Here is an 18606-nt window from a genome sequence, read left to right on the forward strand (position 1 = left end):
TAACTACCAATTCTGCCCAATGAGGCATCGGGAGGGGAGGAGTCCCTTTCATTGAGCCCGAAGGGCGCGGCAATCCATGGGTGCCGGCGACGCCGTACCTGTGGATTGCTTCACCGCGTTGCGGTTCGCAATGACGGGGGAGTGGGGGCGCGCGCAGCTGAGCGGGCTATGGAAGCTCCCACGGCTCCCGCAGGTAGCGTGAAGTCGCCATTCGATTACCTATCTGATTTATAGATATATTCCACCCAGTATTTCCCCTTTTTGTTTTCCTGAACCGATGTATGATCTTTCCATCATCCAATACAGGACGTATTCCAATGCACCTGAAAAACACGGGAAACAGCTACGGGCTGGTGTCCATCCTGCTGCACTGGCTGGTGGCGCTGACGGTGATCGGCCTGGCCATTCTCGGTCTGTGGATGGTCGACCTGAGCTACTACAGCCCGTACTACCGCAGCGCGCCGTTCTGGCACAAGAGCATTGGCCTGACGCTGCTGGCGGTACTGGTAGCGCGTCTGCTGTGGCGCTGGATCAACCCGCGCCCGGCGCACCTGCCCAACCACAAGCGCTGGGAAACAAGCGTGGCGGGAGTGGTGCATGGGCTGCTATACCTGATGTTGTTCGTGATCATCATCAGCGGTTACCTGATCTCCACGGCCAAGGGCCAGGGCATCAGCGTGTTCGGCTGGTTCGAGGTGCCGGCGTTGGTGACCGGACTGAGCAATCAGGCCGATCGGGCCGGGGCAGTGCATTACTGGGTGGCGATAGGGGTATTGGGGCTGGCCGCGCTGCACGCGCTGGGTGCCTTCAAGCATCATTTCATTGATCGTGACGACACGTTGCGTCGCATGCTCGGCATGCGGGCGCGGCATTTGACTGACTCCAAGGAGAAACAAGCATGAAAAAGACCTTTGCAGGTATCGCACTGGGTGGTTTGATGGCGCTGTCCGGCTCGCTGTATGCCGCCGATTACGCTATCGACAAGGAAGGTCAGCACGCCTTCATCAACTTCAAGACCGGCCACATGGGCTTCAGCATGCTGCATGGCCGTTTCAATGACTTTGACGGCAGCTTCAGCTGGGACGCGGACAACCCGGAGAACAGCAAGGTCAGCGTGACCATCAACACCGCCAGCGTGGACTCCAACCACGCCGAGCGTGACAAGCACCTGCGCAGCGATGACTTCCTCAACGTGGGCAAGCATCCCCAGGCCACCTTCGTTTCCACCGCGGTGGAAGTGACCGGCGAGAATACCGCCAAGGTCACCGGCGACTTCACCCTCAATGGAGTGACCAAGCCGGTGGTGATCGATGCACGCTTCATCGGTGAGGGGGAGGATCCCTGGGGTGGCTACCGCGCCGGTTTCGAAGGCACCACCAGCATCAAGCTGGCCGACTACGATATCTCCATGGACCTGGGTCCGGCCTCTGCGGTGGTCGAGCTTGACCTGACCATCGAAGGTATCCGCAAGTAACGGCGAAACGGGAAGTAACAAAGGCGAGCCTGCGTGCTCGCCTTTTTCATGGGTGGCCGATTGTACCGGTCCGGCGGTTTTGCTAGGCTCGCAAACAATAATTATTCGCAGGTATTCCCCTGTTTTTCTGCTGCTGTCGGTAGCGCTTGGTCGCTGCTGCTGGAGACGGCTGCGGGTATCGAAAAGGAGTTGTCATGTTGTCAGGTCTTACCCGTTTTGCTGCTCTGTCCGGCGTCTGTCTGGCTCTCACGCTGGGCGCTGGTGCTGCTGTGGCTCAGGCAGAGAACATCGCTATCAACCACTCCAGTGGCCAGACCCAGGTACCGCTGCAGCCGCAGAAGGTGGTGGTGCTGGACTGGTCGACGCTCGATACCCTGGCGCAGCTCGGGGTAACGGTCAGCGGCATTCCTTCCTCCAATCCGCCGGAGGTGCTCAAGCAGTACCGTGACGGTGAGCATATCCGCGCCGGCAGCCTGTTCGAGCCGGACTTCGAGGTGCTGAAGAATGCCGAGCCGGACCTGATCATCCTCGGCCGCCGGGCCCAGGGCCAGTATGACGAGGTGTCCAGGTTCGGCACCACCATCGACCTGACCCCGGATCCGAACGACCTGCTGGGCAGCGTCGAGCGCAATACCCTGCTGCTGGGTGAGATCTTCGGTCGGCAGGAGCGGGCGGCGGAGCTGGTCGCCCGGCTGAAGAGTTCCGTGGCCGAGTTGCGCAGCCTGACCGTAGGGCAGGGCGATGGCCTGTTGATCCTCACCACCGGTGGCAAGATGGCAGCGTTCGGCAAGGGCACCCGCTTTGGCCTGATTCATGATGTATTCGGCGTCGAGCAGGCGGTGGATGAACTGAAGGCCGGTCGGCATGGCCAGTCGGTATCCTTCGAGTTCCTGCTGGAGGCCGACCCGGACTGGCTGTTCGTCATGGACCGCGATGCCGCCATCGGTCGTGAGGGTACCGCCGCTGCCCAGCTGATGGACAACGAGCTGGTGGCGGCCACCAGCGCCGGCAGCAAGGGCCAGATCGTCTATCTGGACCCGGCCAGCTGGTACCTGCTGGACAACAGCGGGATCGGCGTGATGCAGAACAGCGTCGATGAACTGATCAAGGTATTTTCCGCTGCTCGCTGAGCGCGAGTGACTGTTGCTTCGTTGTTCAGGCCGGATGCATGACCGATTCCATTTCCTCCCCGCAGAGGGCGTCCCGTTCGGGCGCCCTCTGGTTGTTTCTGTTGCTGGTACTGGTTGTCGTGCTCGGGCTGTGCAGCCTGAACGTCGGTGCCAGCCGCATGAACCTGCTCAATGTGCTGACCGCCGACCCGGATGACCGGGTCTCGAAGATCCTCTTCGCCAGTCGCCTGCCACGCACCCTGGCGCTGATCCTGGCCGGTGCCGCGCTGGCGGTGGCCGGCGCCATCCTGCAGATGATGGCGCGCAACCGCCTGGTGGATACCTCCACCACCGGGCCGATGGCCGCGGCGGCGCTGGGCATGCTGGTGGTGGCGATAATATTGCCCAACGGTGTGCCATTGTGGGCGCGCTTTCTGCTGGTCAGCGCCTTTGCCGCAGGCGGCATCCTGCTGTTTCTCGGCGTGCTGCAGCGCATGCCGTTGCGTTCGGCGCTGATCGTACCGCTGGTCGGACTGGTCATGGCCGGGGTGATCCACGCCGGTGGTGGCTTGCTGGCACATCATTTCGATCTGTCGCAGTCGCTGCGGGCGTGGAACAGTGGTGATTTCTCCGCGGTACTGCGTGGTCGCTACGAGCTGTTGTGGGTTGCCGCAGCACTGACCGTGGCGGCCATGCTGCTGGCTGACCGTTTCACCGTGATCGGCATGGGACGGGACTTCGCCACCAATATCGGGGTGAACTACTCGCTGTTGATGGCCATTGGCGTGCTGCTGGTGGCGATGATCGTCGGCAGCGTGGTAGTGACCGCCGGGGTGATTCCCTTCATCGGTCTGGTGGCGCCGAACCTGGTGCGCCTGGTGGTGGGTGACAACCTGCGCCGGGCGATCCCCATGGTGGCGCTGCTGGGGGCGGCGTTGCTGCTGGCTGCCGATCTGCTCGGGCGGCTGCTGATCCATCCCTACGAGGTGCCGTCCTCCAACCTGCTGTCGATTGCCGGCTGTGCGGTGTTCCTTGTGGTGCTGCTGCACGGGAGGGCGAAATGGTCCTGAACTCCTGGCGCAGTCCGGCACTGCGGGTGTTGCTACTGACCGTGCTGGCGCTGCTGTGCGTGGTCGGTTTCATGACGCTGAATGTGCAGACCGACTGGGCCTTCATTCTCGAATACCGCGGCAGCCGGCTGCTGGCGTTGCTGCTCACCGCCTGCGCCATTGGCATTTCCACGGTGCTGTTCCAGACCATCACTCACAGCCGGCTGCTGACCCCGGCGCTGATGGGCTTCGATGTGCTCTATGTACTGGTCAATACCCTGGTGCTGCTGGTGTGGGGTGGCAGCGAGCTGGCCGCCTGGCCACCGGCGCTGCGCTTTGCGCTGCAGGTGTTGGTGATGGTCGGCCTGGCGCTGTTGCTGTTCCGCCTGCTGTTTTCCGGCTCGGTGCGCAGCCTGCACCTGATGATCCTGCTCGGCATGCTGGCCGGCATGTTGTTCCGCGAATTGTCCGAGCTGGCCGCAAGGGTGCTCGACCCGAGCGAGTTCGGCATCAGCACCGGGGTGCCCCAAGCCAGTTTCCGCCGGATCAATACGCAGTTGCTCGGTGCCGCCGCCGCTGGCCTGGCGGTCGCCGGGCTGTTGCTGCTGCGTTGGCGGCGTTGCCTGGATGTGCTGTCGCTGGGACGGGATATCGCCATCAACCTCGGCGTGGCCCACGGCCGGGTGGTGCTCGGCATCATGGCGGTGGTGGCGATCCTGGTCTCGGTGGCCACTGTGCTGGTCGGCCCGACGCTGTTCTTTGGCCTGCTGATCGCCAACCTGGCCTACTGGTTCACCGGTTCCCAGCGCCATTGCTGGACCCTGCCGGCCAGCGTGCTGGCCGGCATCATCTGCCTGGTCGGTGGTCAGTTGCTGCTGGAGCACGTGCTGGCCTCAACCCTGCCGCTGGCGCTGGTCATCGAACTGGCCGGCGGCCTGCTGTTCATTGCGCTGCTGATGCGCGGAGTCAGACAATGATTGAAACCCAAGGTGTATCCAAGCGCTATGGTGATGCGCTGGTGGTCGATGACGTCAGCCTGAGTATCCCCAAGGGTGGTTTCACCTCGATCATCGGGCCGAACGGTGCCGGCAAGTCGACGCTGCTGTCGATGATCAGCCGGCTGACGCCGATGAGCGCCGGCAGCGTGCTGGTCGATGGCATGGACGTGACCCGCACGCCGGGCAACGTGCTGGCCCGGCGCCTGTCCATCCTGCGCCAGGACAACCAGACCTCGCTGCGCCTGACCGTGCGCGACCTGGTCGCCTTCGGGCGCTTCCCGCATTCCGGCGGACGCCTGACTGCCGAGGACCTGCGCCATGTCGACGAGGCCATGGACTACCTGCGGCTGAATGAGTACCGCGACCGGCCGATCGACGAGCTGTCCGGCGGCCAGCGCCAGCGCGCCTATGTGGCCATGGTCATGTGCCAGGACACCGAGTACGTGCTGCTGGACGAGCCGCTGAACAACATCGACATGCGCTTTGCCGTGGACATGATGCAGCTGCTGCGCCGCGCCGCCGACGAGAAGGGCAAGACCGTGGTGGTGGTGCTGCACGACATCAACTTCGCTTCCTGCTATTCCGATCACATCATCGCCATGCGCCAGGGCAAACCAGCCTACCAGGGCACGCCGCAGCAGATCATCCGCGATGAGGTGCTGCGCGATCTGTACCAGATGGATATCCGCGTGCATGAGGTGGATGGGCAGCGGATCTGCGTGTATTTCCGCATGGCCTGATGGCTGGGCTGGCCGGGGCGTTGAGCCAGGCCAGTTCCTGCTCGCGGGGCATCGAGTCCGCTCCGTCTACCTTCGCTTCTCCCCTGTCATCCTTCACTTCTCCCCGTCATCCCTCGTTTCCCCCGTCATCCTTCGCGAAGGCGAAGGATCCAGGGTGCCGGCTGACTCCGAGTGTTCGGTGGATCCTTCGCCTTCGCGAAGGATGACGAGGTTTAGGAAAAGCGACGAGGTTGACGAGGTTTATGAAAAATGACGAGGTTCAGAAGGAATAACGATAGATGGATGAAGAGGCTCTGAAGGACGACGAAGCTCAGGAAGGGTAGGAGGCAAGGAATGGCGGGGTCAGGTGGGCTGCAGCGGGGTGTTACCTACTTTGCCGCTGTATCCCGGTATGTTTCTGCCTCGGCGATCAACCAGTCACGAAACCCCTGCAGTGTCGCCGATTCGGCCTTGCGTTCGGGAATCACCAGATAATAGGCATTGCTGCTGTCGAAGCTGCGCGGGCAGGCTACTACCAGCCGGCCACTGCTCAGCTCGTCGCGGATCAGGAACGGCGGGATCAGGGCTACGCCCATGCCGTGCATGGCCGCCTGGGACAGCATCGAGAACAGTTCCAGCCGGGTGCCGTTGAGGTCATGCTCGATACGCATGTCGCAGGAGGCGAACCACTGGCGCCAGGCGTAGGGTCGGGTCGATTGCTGCAACAGCGGCAGCTGGCTGATCTGCTCTGGGGTCAGCCGTGCCTGGCCTGCCAGCAGCGCGGGGCTGCATACCGGCACCGGCGACTCGTTCATCAGGAAGTGCACCTCGGTTCCGGACCACTCGCCGTCACCGAAATAGATTGCCGCATCGAACTCGGTATCGGCGAACAGGAAGGGCCGGGTACGGTTGGTCATGTTGATGGTGACGTGCGGATGTTGCACAAGGAAGTCGCCCAGCCGTGGTAGCAGCCATTGCGTGCCGAAGGTCGGCACCAGGGCCAGTTCCAGGGTCGCGGTACCCTGGTTGCCCATCACCGACAGGGTATCGCGCTCCACCGCATCCAGGCGGTTGGCGATGCGCCGGCTGTAGGTCTGGCCGGCTTCGGTAAGGCGTACGCCCCGGCGCGTGCGACGGAACAGCTGGATGTCGAGAAAGCTCTCCAGGTTGGCGATCTGTCGGCAGACCGCGCTCTGCGTCAGAGCCAGTTCCTCGGCGGCCTTGGTGAAGCTTTCGTGGCGGGCGGCGGACTCGAAGCAGATCAGTGCCTGGGTCGGTGGAATCTTGCGGCGCATGGGAACTCCAGGGGATGCATTCCTGCGATGTGATACGGAGTTCCAATTTAGCACAAGAGGCTGAAGAAAATACGCTTGCCGGCTTCCCTGTGCAAAGCTAGCCTTGTCTCAGTTTCAGCCCCAACCATTTTCCACGGAGTACCCATGGCCAATAACAAAGCAAGTTTCAACTGGGCAGACCCGCTGCTGCTGGACCAACAGCTGACTGAAGAAGAGCGCATGGTGCGTGACTCGGCAGCGCAGTACTGTCAGGACAAACTGATGCCGCGGGTGCTGGAATCCTTCCGCCATGAACAGACCGATGCGGCGATCTTCCGCGAGATGGGTGAACTCGGCTTGCTGGGGGCGACCATTCCCAGTGAGTACGGTGGCAGCGGCCTGAACTACGTGTGCTATGGCCTGATCGCCCGGGAAGTCGAGCGGGTCGATTCGGGCTACCGTTCGATGATGAGCGTGCAGTCCTCGCTGGTGATGGTGCCGATCAACGAGTTCGGCAGCGAAGAGCAGAAGCGCAAGTACCTGCCGAAACTGGCCACTGGCGAATTCATCGGCTGCTTTGGCCTGACCGAGCCGAACCACGGTTCCGATCCGGGCTCCATGGTCACCCGGGCGAAGAAGGTCGATGGTGGCTATCTGCTCAACGGCGCCAAGATGTGGATCACCAACAGCCCGATAGCCGACGTGTTCGTGGTCTGGGCCAAGACCGAGGATGACCTGATTCGCGGCTTCATCCTGGAAAAGGGCTGGAAGGGCCTGAGCGCGCCGGCGATCAAGGGCAAGGTCGGCCTGCGTACCTCGATCACCGGTGAGATCGTGCTGGAAGACGTGTTCGTTCCGGAAGAGAACCTGATGCCCGGTGTTACCGGCCTGCGCGGCCCGTTCACCTGCCTCAACTCGGCCCGCTACGGCATCGCCTGGGGTGCGTTGGGCGCCGCCGAGTTCTGCTGGCACACCGCCCGCCAGTACACCCTGGACCGCCTGCAGTTCGGTCGTCCGCTGGCGCAGACCCAGCTGGTGCAGAAGAAGCTGGCCGACATGCAGACCGAGATCACCCTGGCCCTGCAGGGCTGCCTGCGCCTGGGCCGGATGAAGGACGAAGGCACCGCGGCGGTGGAAATCACTTCGATCATGAAGCGCAATTCCTGCGGCAAGTCGCTGGACATTGCCCGCGTGGCCCGCGACATGCTCGGTGGCAACGGTATTTCCGACGAGTTCGGGGTGATCCGCCACGTGGTCAACCTGGAAGTGGTCAACACCTACGAAGGTACCCATGACGTGCATGCGCTGATCCTGGGTCGGGCACAGACCGGCCTGCAGGCCTTCTTCTGAGGCGACCGCCCAACGCGTCAGGCCAACGGCCCCGATAGCACTGCTACCGGGGCCGTTGGCGTCTGGACATCAGAACTCGGTGTTGGCGGGAATCAGCAGCACCGGCTGATGGCTTTCACGGGCCACGCCCTCAGCGGTACTGCCGATCATCAGATCCTGGATCGGCGTGGTGCCGCGTTTGCCGAGGATGACCAGCGCGACCTGCTCGGTCTCGGCGGTCTTGACGATTTCCCGTACCGCTGAACCCTTGACGTGACGCGAGATCACCTGCTCATGGCGACTGGTGATATCCGCCACCTGCTCATTGATGGTGGCGACGTTGTCCAGTTCTTCGGTTTCCACCCAGAGCACCAGTCCGTGTCGGCCGCCGCTGAGGAAATGCTCGAAGGCGCGTTGCGCGACCCGTGCCGGGCGCGAGCCATCGGTGGCCAGCAGCACCGGGGCGCTGGGTTCCATGACCGGACCGCTGGCTGGCAGGATCAACAGCGGCAGGCGGGTCAGCCGCGCCAGGTTCAGGGTGATGTTGCCGTAGAACAGCGCGTGCCCAGCCGAATGGCTCTGGTTCAGGACGATCAGACCATCAGCCTTGTGTCGCCGCGCCGCCTCGTGCAGTTCGCTGGCAGCGAAACCCTGGCGCACCTCGTAGTCCACGGTGATGCCCAGTTCCGCGCCGAGGCTCGCGGACAGCTCCTTGAGGTGGCTGGCGGCCGCAGCGGCACTGTCCTCTACGTTCAGGCGCCGGGTGGTATCCAGCACGTGCACCAGCGTCAGCCGCTGCACTCCGGCCAACTGCAGCACCGAGGGTAGCCGGTCGCAGGTCTTCTGCCAGCTTTCCGAGTAGTCGAAACCGAGAATACAGTGTTTCAGCATGGGGCGGCCTCCTGTTGTCATAGGGAAAGTCTAGCCCATGCTTGGCGCAGCGGTACTGTCCCGGGTTCTACTCTATGGCTTGGGCTGCAGAGGGGAACTGCGCGGCCAGGTCTTGCGGCGAGAAACACGATGAGACGTTGAATCGCCAGTGGGGCTCGCCAGCCTCACGGACGCCGTAGATGCGGTTATGGGCTGCAACCGGCTTGGCTGGAGAAAGGGGGTGAGTGAACAGGCGTGTCACCTCCAGTATGGCGAGCTGGCGATCTCGCTCCTGATAGAGGGCCACGCTGTCAACACGTTCCGATTGCAGGCGAATGCCTGTGCGTCGGTCGGACTGCTTATAGGCAATGGCGGCTGCGGCGGCCTCCGGGTCGGTGCCGATCTCACCATCACCGATGGTGTTCCACATATACTGCTGATAAAGCGCCCAGTTTTCATCCAATTCGGCCTGCACTACGTTGGCCCTGTCATTGTGCAGCCCGAAGTCTTCCTCGCCTACTGCCACTGGCGTCTGCGCAAGGAGCGTCGCAAAGATCGCTGCAATGCCAAATGACGATGCTCTCATTGCTCACTCCTCTGTGTCGGAGTTCGCTGGCGACCAATCCTGCGCGGTCCAATCTGTCACCTGCCAGAAGCCACCGCTGCCAGCCTCCTGCCATACCATGGTCACGGTAATGTCCGGGTACAGCTGAGCAACTTCCTCATTTGACCCGTTGAGCAGTCGGTGTGAAAAAGCAATCGACGAGCGTTTCGGTCGCTTTGTGAAAGACCAGCGTGTGTTCGAGTAGCCTTGCTCGCCGGTAATTTTGCGCAGTTTTCGATCATGCTGGATGTCATCCAGATAGGGTTCCACATCCATTGTTTCTAGGGAGGCGGAGGTTGCCATCTCAACCGCTTGTAGGGTGAAAAGTTTGGGGCTTGCGGTATTGCCGGTGGTGGGGACAGGTATGTCTACTGTCTTGGAATGTTCGGACATGATGAACAGCGTCATCGCTGCGTCCGGGTTGATTTCACTGATCGCATGGATGATCCTGGCATTCGCCTGAACGATCAGACGCATTTCCGCGTCAAGATCTTCCTGGGTATTGCCGCTGGCGCGGAATATGAAGCCGCAGGTGCCCCCGCATGCGGTGCAAGAGCTGCCGTGGCCTCGATAAGATGGCATGCCGGGGCCGCAGATACCGCATCGGCCGGCGCCAATTGCGGTACTGAAGCAGCCATTGGCGGAAGCAAGGGTGGGGAAGAGTAATGTCGGTAGAACAATGAAAGCTAGAAGAAGACGTTTCATTCGATTCATGGTCCCTGGATCTGGAATTGCACTTATATGAGAATGCATCTCATTGCAATTGTTGCAGAGAGCTCATGATTCGACAAGCTGTAACGTCAGTGGGCACCAGGGTCAGAATGACAGGCGTTCCGGAGGGGTGACGTCACCGCAATCCTCGGCGGTCCAGCGGGAGATTTCCTGCAGCTGGATGCTGCTCGTCGTCTCGCTGCCCGTCGCCCCGCGCTCCCGACCACGACCCAGATAGGATGCGCGGATCTCGTAGCTGCTGATGATCTCCAGGTGACCTTGCATCTCGCCGTTGAAGCCTTGTTCGCCATGGCAGTGACCGAGCACGCTCAGCGTCGAACGATCCACCGGGTGTACGGTCAACTCGCATTCCGGCACGCTACGCTGGATTTCCCGCTGCAGGGCATCGATCTGCATCAGCTCCTCGGCGCGCTGTGCAGTGAGGCACCTCATGCGGATCTGCGGGGTGCTCCGGCTGATGGCATCATCCATTGCTGCCCGGCGCTCTCCAGGCAACTGCTCGAACATTTGCTGTTGGGCCTGTTGCAGTGCATGGATACGCTCCTCATCCGCAACCAGGATACGTATTTCGCTGCGCCACAGACCGGTCTCGGGCTTGGGGCTCAATTGATAGGCATGAACAGGCAGGGTGAACGCAACGAGCAGTGGGAGCGCGAGTAGGGCGCCTTTCATTATCGAAGCCTCCTGTTGATACGCATGACCCCGCCCTGGGGAAATAATGACTATAGCCGCTGCGTTTGAATGTGCCTTGAATTTGACACATAAAAGCGTCAACAGACCCTAGCGTTGCTGCGGTGTTTCCCGGCGCCTGGCCCGGCTGCGACGCTGTTCCTCCTGGCGACGCTCGGCCAGCACCTCCTGCACATAGCCGATATGTTCGCCGGCATGGCGCCGGGCATCCTCGGCGCGGCCCTCGATGATGGCTTCGAACAATTGCTGATGCTGGCGCATCAGCATGCTGCGAGTCTCCTGGCGCAGCGCGTACATGCCGCCGATATTGGTCACCACATTGCGCCTGAGCAGGTCGAACAGGCCGCGGATGGTGTGCAGCAGGATGATGTTGTGGCTGGCTTCGGCAATGGCCAGGTGGAAGCGTGCATCGGCTGCGCCTTCCTCGGCGCGGCTGGTGGTGTCACCGCTTGCATAGTAGGTCTGCAGCGCCTCGTAGGCTTCGCGCAGATGCTGATGATCGACTTCGGTAGCGCGCAGTGCGGCATAGTAGGCGCAGTCGGCTTCCAGGGTATGGCGGAACTCCAGCAGGTCACGGTGGGCATCCGGGCGGCCCTCAAGCAGGCCCAGCAACGGATCGCTGAAGCTCGAACCCAGGGACTCGCTGACATAATTGCCGCCACCCTGACGACTGACCAGCAGGCCACGGGCAGCCAGCTTCTGGATGGCCTCGCGCAATGACGGTCGGGAGACTCCGAACTGCTCCGCCAGCAGCCGTTCGGCTGGCAGGCGCTGGCCCGGTTTGAGCGCGCCGTCGAGCATCATCAATTCCAGCTGTTCGACGATATTGTCCGACAGCCGGCGTTGCTGGATCTGACCAACTTCCATTCATTCGCTCCTATTGGTCTGACCAATGATTCCGGAAGTATGCCGGCTAAAACCGGCTGCGGGAAGTTTTTCTCCGGTAATAAGACCAATGTCTAGCAAATTCCGTTTGACATGGCGATACGGCTTTTTTACGCTGATCATCGTTTTCGGTAAATTGGTATTACCAATTTACCTGAAGTTTTCCAATAACAATACGGAGCGCTGTATGTCCTCTGCCCTTCTCGCTGTGCTGGCGTTTGCCCCCATTCTCCTGGCTGGTGTGCTACTGATCGGTCTGCGCTGGCCAGCCAAGACCGCGATGCCGGTGGTATACGGTGTTACCGTGCTGATCGCATTGTTCGCCTGGGACATGAGTTTCAACCGGGTGCTGTCCTCGACCCTGCAAGGGCTGGTGATCACCCTCAGCCTGCTGTGGATCATCTTCGGCGCCATCCTGCTGCTCAATACCCTGAAATATTCCGGTGGCATCGCCGCTATCCGTTCCGGTTTCGCCGCCATCAGTCCCGACCCGCGTATCCAGGTGGTGATCATCTGCTGGCTGTTCGGCTGCTTCATCGAGGGTGCTTCCGGGTTCGGTACGCCAGCAGCGATCGTCGCGCCGCTGCTGGTAGCGATGGGTTTTCCGGCCATGGCCGCGGTACTCATGGGTATGCTGTTGCAGAGCACACCGGTGTCCTTCGGTGCGGTGGGTACGCCGATCATCGTTGGCGTCAGCGCCGGGGTCGACAACGCCGCCATCAGCGAAACTCTGGTTGCCCATGGCTATGCCTGGACTGACTATCTGAGCTGGGTCTCCATGCAGGTGGCCATCATTCACGCCCTGGTCGGTACCATCATCCCGGCGCTCATGGTGCTGATGCTCACCCGGTTCTTCGGCAAGGATAAAAGCTGGAAGGCGGGTTGGGAGGCGGTACCTTTCGCTCTCTTCGGTGGCCTGGCCTTTACCCTGCCGTATGTTCTGACTGGCATTTTCCTCGGGCCGGAATTCCCTTCGCTGCTGGGCGGTCTGGTTGGCCTGGCGGTGGTTACCCTGGCTGCCCGGGCGGGGTTCCTGGTGCCGAAAACTGTCTGGCAGTTCGCTGATCGCAAGGATTGGCCGCTGAGCTGGATGGGCACCATCGAGATGCGCGCCGAAGATATCGGCAATCGCCCGATGAGCAGCCTGCGCGCCTGGATTCCCTATGTGCTGGTCGGCGCCCTACTGGTGGTCAGCCGGATATTCCCGGAGGTCACCGCGGCGCTGAAAAGCGTGGCGCTCAACTTCACCGGTATCCTCGGCGAGACGGGGATCAACGCTGGCCTCGACCCACTATATCTGCCCGGTGGCGTGCTGGTGGCGGTGGTGCTGATCACCTTCTTTATCCATCGCATGCGACTCAGTGAGGTCAACCGGGCGGTGCGCGAGTCCAGTGGCGTGCTGTTCAGTGCTGGCTTCGTGCTGCTGTTCACCGTGCCCATGGTGCGCATCCTGATCAACTCGGGGGTCAACGCTGCCGAACTGCCGAGCATGCCGGTGGCCATGGCGCATTTCGTCGCCGACAGCGTGGGCGGTATCTACCCGCTGTTCGCGCCGGCAGTCGGCGCGCTGGGTGCCTTCCTGGCCGGCTCCAATACCGTTTCCAACATGATGTTCAGCCAGTTCCAGTTTGGTGTGGCGAACAGCCTGGGGCTGTCCACGGTACTGGTGATCTCCGCCCAGGCGGTGGGTGCCGCCGCCGGTAACATGATCGCCATCCACAACGTGGTAGCGGCTTCGGCTACAGTGGGTATGCTGGGCCGTGAGGGGCTTACCCTGCGCAAGACCATCTGGCCGACGCTCTACTATGTGACGCTGGCCGGGATCATCACCTTGGTCGGCTGCTATGTGCTGGGTCTGGCCGACCCGGTGGCGCTGGGCTGAGCGCCTGGGCGCGCTGCACCATGACCGGCCGTTGATATCCACGACAATAGGGAATCAGTTCAATGATCATTTCCGCCTCTACCGACTATCGTGCCGCCGCCGAGCGCCGGCTGCCGCCATTCCTGTTCCACTACATCGATGGTGGCGCCTACGCCGAGCATACCCTCAAGCGCAACGTCGAGGACCTGGCAGGTATCGCCCTGCGCCAGCGCGTGCTGAACAACATGTCCGAGCTGAGCCTGGAAACCCGGTTGTTCGACGAGACCCTGGCCATGCCGGTGGCGCTGGCACCGGTGGGGCTGACCGGCATGTATGCGCGCCGGGGTGAGGTACAGGCGGCCCGTGCCGCCGCGTCCAAGGGCGTGCCCTTCACCCTGTCCACGGTGTCGGTGTGCGCCATCGAGGAGGTGGCGCCGGCCATCGACCGGCCCATGTGGTTCCAGCTGTACGTGCTGCGTGATCGTGGCTTCATGAAGAACGCCCTGGAGCGGGCCAAGGCCGCCGGTGTGACCACCCTGGTGTTCACCGTCGATATGCCGGTACCGGGCGCCCGCTACCGTGATGCCCATTCCGGCATGAGCGGCGCCAACGCGGCGATGCGGCGCATGCTGCAGGCGGTGACCCATCCGCGCTGGGCCTGGGATGTGGGCCTGCTGGGCAAGCCGCATGACCTGGGCAACATCTCCACCTACCGTGGCAATCCGACCGGGCTGGCCGATTATATCGGCTGGCTGGGCGCCAACTTCGACCCCTCCATCAGCTGGAAGGACCTGGAGTGGATTCGCGATTTCTGGGACGGTCCCATGGTGATCAAGGGCATTCTCGATCCCGAGGACGCCAGGGATGCGGTGAGCTTCGGTGCTGACGGTATTGTGGTGTCCAACCATGGTGGTCGCCAGCTCGATGGGGTGCTGTCCAGCGCCCGGGCATTGCCGGCGATCGCCGATGCGGTGAAGGGGCAGATCAAGATCCTCGCCGACTCCGGTATCCGCACCGGCCTGGACGTGGTGCGCATGCTGGCCCTCGGCGCTGACTGCGCCATGCTCGGGCGTGCCTTCATCTATGCCCTGGCGGTGCACGGCGAGGCTGGCGTGAGCAATCTGCTGGAGCTGATCGAGAAGGAAATGCGTGTGGCCATGGTGCTGACCGGGGCCAAATCCATCAGCGACATCACCCCCGATCTGCTGGTGCGGGAGCTTTGAACATGCCGGTTGCCGATGATCGCCGGCATGCCGCGCTGCTGGCGCAACTGCAGGATGTGGTCGGCAACGCCCACGTGCTTACCGGTGAGCAGAGCACGCGGCGTTTCCGCAAGGGGCACCGTACTGGGGAAGGCAGGGTACTGGCAGTGGTGCGCCCCGGTACGCTGCTGGAACAATGGCAGGTGATGCAGGCCGCAGTGGCGGCTGGCTGCATCGTCATCATGCAGGCGGCCAATACCGGCCTGACCGGCGGCTCCACGCCGGATGGCGACGACTACGACCGCGATATCGTGCTGGTCAGCACCCTGCGCATCAGCGGCGTGCAACTGATCAACGACGGCCAGCAGGTGGTCTGCCTGCCCGGCGCCACCCTCGACCGTCTCGAGCAGGCGCTGGCGCCGCTGGGCCGCGAGCCGCATTCGGTGATCGGTTCCTCGTGCATCGGTGCCTCGGTGCTTGGCGGTATCTGCAACAACTCCGGCGGCGCGCTGGTGCGCCGTGGTCCGGCCTATACCGAGCTGGCGCTGTACGCCCAGGTGCGGGACGACGGCTCGCTGGCGCTGGTCAATCACCTGGGGATCGACCTGGGCGACAGCCCCGAGGATATCCTCACCCGTCTGCAAAACGCGGACTACGGTCCCCAGCACATCCACAATGACGACGGCGCCAAGGCCTCGGATGCGCGCTATGGCGAGTACGTGCGCGAGGTGGATGCCGATACCCCGGCGCGTTTCAACGCCGACCCGTCGCGGTTGTTCGAGGCCTCCGGTTCGGCCGGCAAGCTGTGCCTGTTCGCCGTGCGCCTGGATACCTTCCCCAAGGAGCCGAGCACGGTGTTCTACATCGGCAGCAACGCCCCCGACGATCTCACTGCCGTGCGCCGTCACCTGCTCGCCCACCTGCCGCGTCTGCCGATTGCCGGTGAGTACATCCACCGTACCGCCTTCGACATCGGCGAGAAGTACGGCAAGGACAGCTTCCTGCTGATCGACAAGCTCGGTACCGCCCGGGTACCGGCGGCCTTCGCCATGAAAAGCCGGGTCGATGGCTTCTTCGAGCGCTTCGGCCTGCGTGGTGTTACCGATCGGCTGCTCCAGACACTGATGAACCTGCTGCCCAGCCACCTGCCGCCGCGCATGCGCGAGTACCGCGAGCGCTTTGAGCACCACCTGCTGCTCCGGGTCTCCGACGACACCCTGGAGCAGACCCGCGCCTTCCTTGCCGAATATTTCGGCGGGCGCGAGAGCGGCGGCTATTTCGAGTGCGACGCCGAGGAAGGGCGCAAGGCCTTCCTGCACCGTTTCGCCATCGCCGGCGCGGCGATCCGCTACCGTGAGGTACACCGTCAGCAGGTCGAGGATATCGTCGCGCTGGACATCGCCCTGCGCCGCAACGACCGCGAGTGGGTCGAACGGTTACCGCCGGAGATGGAAAAGGAGATGATCCACAAGCTTTATTACGGGCATTTCTTCTGCCACGTGTTCCACCAGGACTATATCGTCAGGAAGGGCGTGGATCCGCTGGACATGGAACACCGCATGTGGGCGCTGCTGGATCAACGCCGTGCCGAGTACCCGGCCGAGCACAATGTCGGCCACCTGTACGTGGCCAAGCCGGCGCTGGCCGGTTTCTATCGTGAACTGGACCCGACCAACACCTTCAACCCAGGTATCGGCCACACCTCGAAGAAACGCGGCTGGGGTGAGTGTTGCTAGCGTTAGGGCAGCCAACACCGTCATTGCGAGTCGCAAAGCGACGTGGCAATCCAGAGCTCGCCGGCTGCTCCGAAGTCATGGATTGCCACGCCCTACGGGCTCGCAATGACAGTATTCGATGAGTTCCGGACGCAGGGTGCGCCCGGAGTGTGTTGATCAACTACCCAGCAGCGCCGGCTTTTCCCGCTGGCCGCGTTGACGGTTGCCTTTGGGAGTAGGGGTTTCCGGTACCACCCGGTTGCCCATGGCCTGCAGGCGGCGTTCGCGGGTGACCGCATCTTCCGGCTCGGCGATACCCGGGCGGGCCTGCTGCGGGCGACGCGGCTTCTGGTTGCTGTTGCTGTTGCTGCGCGGCTTGTCGTTACGGGCGCCATGGCTGCGCGGCTGGGCACCGGCCGCCGGGCGACGCTGGTTGCGGCCGTTGGAGGGCGCCGCGCCACGTGGTCGCTCCGGGCGGTCGCTGTTGAGTTCGGCCTGGGCCGGCGGGACGAAGCCCTGCAGGTCGCCTTCCTCGAACTTCTGGCGGGTCAGGCGTTCGATACCCTTGAGCAGTTTTTCCTCGTCAGGGCTGACCAGCGATACTGCCTCGCCACTGCGACCGGCACGACCGGTACGGCCGATACGGTGCACGTAATCTTCCGATACGTTGGGCAATTCGAAGTTGACCACATGCGGCAACTGGTCGATATCCAGGCCGCGAGCGGCGATATCGGTAGCGACCAGCACGCGGATCTTGTTGGCCTTGAAGTCGGCCAGCGCCTTGGTGCGGGCACTCTGGCTCTTGTTGCCGTGGATCGCGGCGGCTGGCAGGCCGTTCTTCTCCAGGTATTCGGCCAGGCGGTTGGCACCATGCTTGGTGCGGGTGAACACCAGCACCTGCTCCCAGGCGCCCATGGTGATCAGGTGCGCGATCAGCGCCCGCTTGTGCCCGGCCTGGACCCGGTAGACCCGCTGATCGATGCGCTCGACCGTGGTGTTCGGCGGAGTCACCTCGATGCGCGCCGGGTTGTGCAGCAGACGGTTGGCCAGCTCGGTGATTTCCTTGGAGAAGGTCGCCGAGAACAGCAGGTTCTGGCGCTTGGCCGGCAGTTTGGCGATGACCTTCTTCACGTCATGGATAAAGCCCATGTCGAGCATGCGGTCGGCTTCGTCGAGCACGAAATACTCGACGGCGGACAGGTCCACGGCGCGCTGGCCGACCAGGTCCAGCAGCCGGCCGGGGCAGGCCACCAGGATATCCAGGCCCGGAGCGAGGGCTTTCATCTGCGGGTTGGCACCAACGCCGCCGAAGATGCAGGCACTGTGCAGCGAAAGCTCGGTGGCATAGGAGCGGATATTGTCGTGCACCTGGGCCGCCAGTTCACGGGTCGGCGTCAGCACCAGCGCACGGACCTGCTTGGGTACGCGCTTGTAGTCAGCCGGGCGCTGGCCGTTGGGGAACAGCCGCTCGAGGATCGGCAGGGAGAAGCCGGCGGTCTTGCCGGTGCCGGTTTGCGCGGCGACCATCAGGTCGCGACCTTCCAGTACCGCCGGGATGGCCTGGGTCTGGACGGGAGTGGGAGTGGTATAACCAGTGGCAGCCACGGCACGCATCAGCGCGTCGGACAGGCCGAGAGAGGCAAAGGACATTCAGATAAACCCTGTGATGGCCGTTTGCGAACAGGGGCTGTCCGTGCGGCCGATAATGAAGATGAAGAGGCGCGATTGTAACAGAAACCAACACGCCTCGCAGGAAAAATACAGCTTCTGCACGAAACCAGGGGAGGGGCGCTACGCCCCTGGGGTTGTCGGGCGCCTGCTCGACGACGGGGTTGCTCGGAGGCCGCTGGCGTAGCGCGGGGGCGCTACACCCCGGGATGTTGAGCTGCTGCTCGGCGATGCGTTTTGCGCGGATATCGCAGGCGTAGCGCGGGGGCGCTACACCCCCGGGGTTTCGAGCCGCTGCTCGGCGATGCGTTTTGCGCGGATACCGCTGGCGTAGCGCGGGAGCGCCACACCCCCTGGGGTTGTCGTATATGGTCTCCTCCCTCATTGCAAGGCTTTCAACATTCAATGACAAGAGCAGGTTGTCTGT

16 protein-coding genes and 1 pseudogene are annotated in these 18606 nt (G+C 62.8%); 10 read left to right on the plus strand and 7 right to left on the minus strand.

The features are described from left to right. Window positions 1-317: 317 nt before the first annotated feature. From H6X51_RS19295 to H6X51_RS19320, 6 genes are all read left to right on the plus strand, one after another. Window positions 318-902 carry a cytochrome b gene (locus H6X51_RS19295; RefSeq protein WP_185269068.1) on the plus strand — a complete coding sequence of 195 codons (585 nt, stop codon included), beginning with the start codon at window positions 318-320 and terminating at the stop codon, window positions 900-902. Then, window positions 899-1474, plus strand: a complete 576-nt coding sequence (locus tag H6X51_RS19300; RefSeq protein ID WP_185269069.1) for a YceI family protein — start codon at window positions 899-901, stop codon at window positions 1472-1474. The genes H6X51_RS19295 and H6X51_RS19300 overlap by 4 nt, the downstream gene beginning before the upstream one ends. Before the next feature lie 194 nt (window positions 1475-1668). Further along, window positions 1669-2604 carry a siderophore ABC transporter substrate-binding protein gene (locus tag H6X51_RS19305; protein ID WP_185269070.1) on the plus strand — a complete coding sequence of 312 codons (936 nt, stop codon included), beginning with the start codon at window positions 1669-1671 and terminating at the stop codon, window positions 2602-2604. A gap of 38 nt (window positions 2605-2642) precedes the next feature. Next, window positions 2643-3653 (plus strand): iron chelate uptake ABC transporter family permease subunit, encoded by a 1011-nt coding sequence (locus tag H6X51_RS19310; protein WP_185269071.1) that lies wholly within the window; start codon window positions 2643-2645, stop codon window positions 3651-3653. Further along, window positions 3644-4609: an iron chelate uptake ABC transporter family permease subunit gene (locus H6X51_RS19315; protein ID WP_185269072.1), complete on the plus strand. Its 966-nt coding sequence runs from the start codon at window positions 3644-3646 to the stop codon at window positions 4607-4609. Before H6X51_RS19310 ends, H6X51_RS19315 begins: the two co-directional genes overlap by 10 nt. Then, entirely contained in the window at window positions 4606-5370 is a 765-nt protein-coding gene (locus H6X51_RS19320) for an iron ABC transporter ATP-binding protein (protein WP_185269073.1), read from the plus strand. The genes H6X51_RS19315 and H6X51_RS19320 overlap by 4 nt, the downstream gene beginning before the upstream one ends. Window positions 5371-5738: 368 nt before the next feature. Here H6X51_RS19320 and H6X51_RS19325 read toward each other — a convergent pair whose 3' ends face one another. Then, on the minus strand, window positions 5739-6644 hold the full coding sequence (locus H6X51_RS19325) for a LysR family transcriptional regulator (protein WP_185269074.1): 906 nt from the start codon (window positions 6642-6644) through the stop codon (window positions 5739-5741). A gap of 144 nt (window positions 6645-6788) precedes the next feature. On the opposite strand from H6X51_RS19325, the gene H6X51_RS19330 reads away from it, so the two are divergent. Beyond that, window positions 6789-7973 (plus strand): acyl-CoA dehydrogenase, encoded by a 1185-nt coding sequence (locus H6X51_RS19330; protein WP_185269075.1) that lies wholly within the window; start codon window positions 6789-6791, stop codon window positions 7971-7973. Window positions 7974-8042: 69 nt separating this feature from the next. Here the strand turns inward: H6X51_RS19330 and H6X51_RS19335 are convergent, their stop codons facing one another. The 5 genes from H6X51_RS19335 to H6X51_RS19355 all read right to left on the minus strand — a co-directional run bounded on the left by H6X51_RS19335 (window position 8043) and on the right by H6X51_RS19355 (window position 11715). Continuing rightward, window positions 8043-8843 carry a universal stress protein gene (locus H6X51_RS19335; protein WP_185269076.1) on the minus strand — a complete coding sequence of 267 codons (801 nt, stop codon included), beginning with the start codon at window positions 8841-8843 and terminating at the stop codon, window positions 8043-8045. Window positions 8844-8910: 67 nt separating this feature from the next. After that, window positions 8911-9408 carry a hypothetical protein gene (locus H6X51_RS19340; protein WP_185269077.1) on the minus strand — a complete coding sequence of 166 codons (498 nt, stop codon included), beginning with the start codon at window positions 9406-9408 and terminating at the stop codon, window positions 8911-8913. A 3-nt stretch (window positions 9409-9411) separates the two neighbouring features. Next, entirely contained in the window at window positions 9412-10131 is a 720-nt protein-coding gene (locus tag H6X51_RS19345; protein WP_185269078.1) for a hypothetical protein, read from the minus strand. A gap of 111 nt (window positions 10132-10242) precedes the next feature. Beyond that, window positions 10243-10830, minus strand: a complete 588-nt coding sequence (locus tag H6X51_RS19350) for a DUF3617 family protein (protein ID WP_185269079.1) — start codon at window positions 10828-10830, stop codon at window positions 10243-10245. A gap of 108 nt (window positions 10831-10938) precedes the next feature. Beyond that, window positions 10939-11715 carry an FCD domain-containing protein gene (locus H6X51_RS19355; RefSeq protein ID WP_185269080.1) on the minus strand — a complete coding sequence of 259 codons (777 nt, stop codon included), beginning with the start codon at window positions 11713-11715 and terminating at the stop codon, window positions 10939-10941. Window positions 11716-11920: 205 nt separating this feature from the next. Between H6X51_RS19355 and H6X51_RS19360 the strand changes: the two genes are divergently transcribed. The 3 genes from H6X51_RS19360 (at window position 11921) to dld (ending at window position 16532) form a co-directional block, all read left to right on the plus strand. Next, the gene (locus tag H6X51_RS19360) at window positions 11921-13615 is read left to right on the plus strand and encodes an L-lactate permease (RefSeq protein WP_185269081.1); all 1695 of its coding nucleotides are present in this window, start codon (window positions 11921-11923) and stop codon (window positions 13613-13615) included. Window positions 13616-13677: 62 nt separating this feature from the next. Continuing rightward, window positions 13678-14817: an FMN-dependent L-lactate dehydrogenase LldD gene (gene lldD / locus H6X51_RS19365; RefSeq protein ID WP_185269082.1), complete on the plus strand. Its 1140-nt coding sequence runs from the start codon at window positions 13678-13680 to the stop codon at window positions 14815-14817. Between the two features lie 2 nt (window positions 14818-14819). Further along, the gene (gene dld, locus H6X51_RS19370) at window positions 14820-16532 is read left to right on the plus strand and encodes a D-lactate dehydrogenase (protein WP_185269083.1); all 1713 of its coding nucleotides are present in this window, start codon (window positions 14820-14822) and stop codon (window positions 16530-16532) included. 488 nt (window positions 16533-17020) lie between these two features. Here dld and H6X51_RS19375 read toward each other — a convergent pair. Next, a pseudogene (locus H6X51_RS19375) lies at window positions 17021-18161 on the minus strand (DEAD/DEAH box helicase); the annotation flags it as partial. Window positions 18162-18606 lie beyond the last annotated feature (445 nt).

The sequence above is a fragment of the Halopseudomonas xiamenensis genome, from assembly GCF_014219065.1.
GTDB lineage: Bacteria > Pseudomonadota > Gammaproteobacteria > Pseudomonadales > Pseudomonadaceae > Halopseudomonas > Halopseudomonas xiamenensis.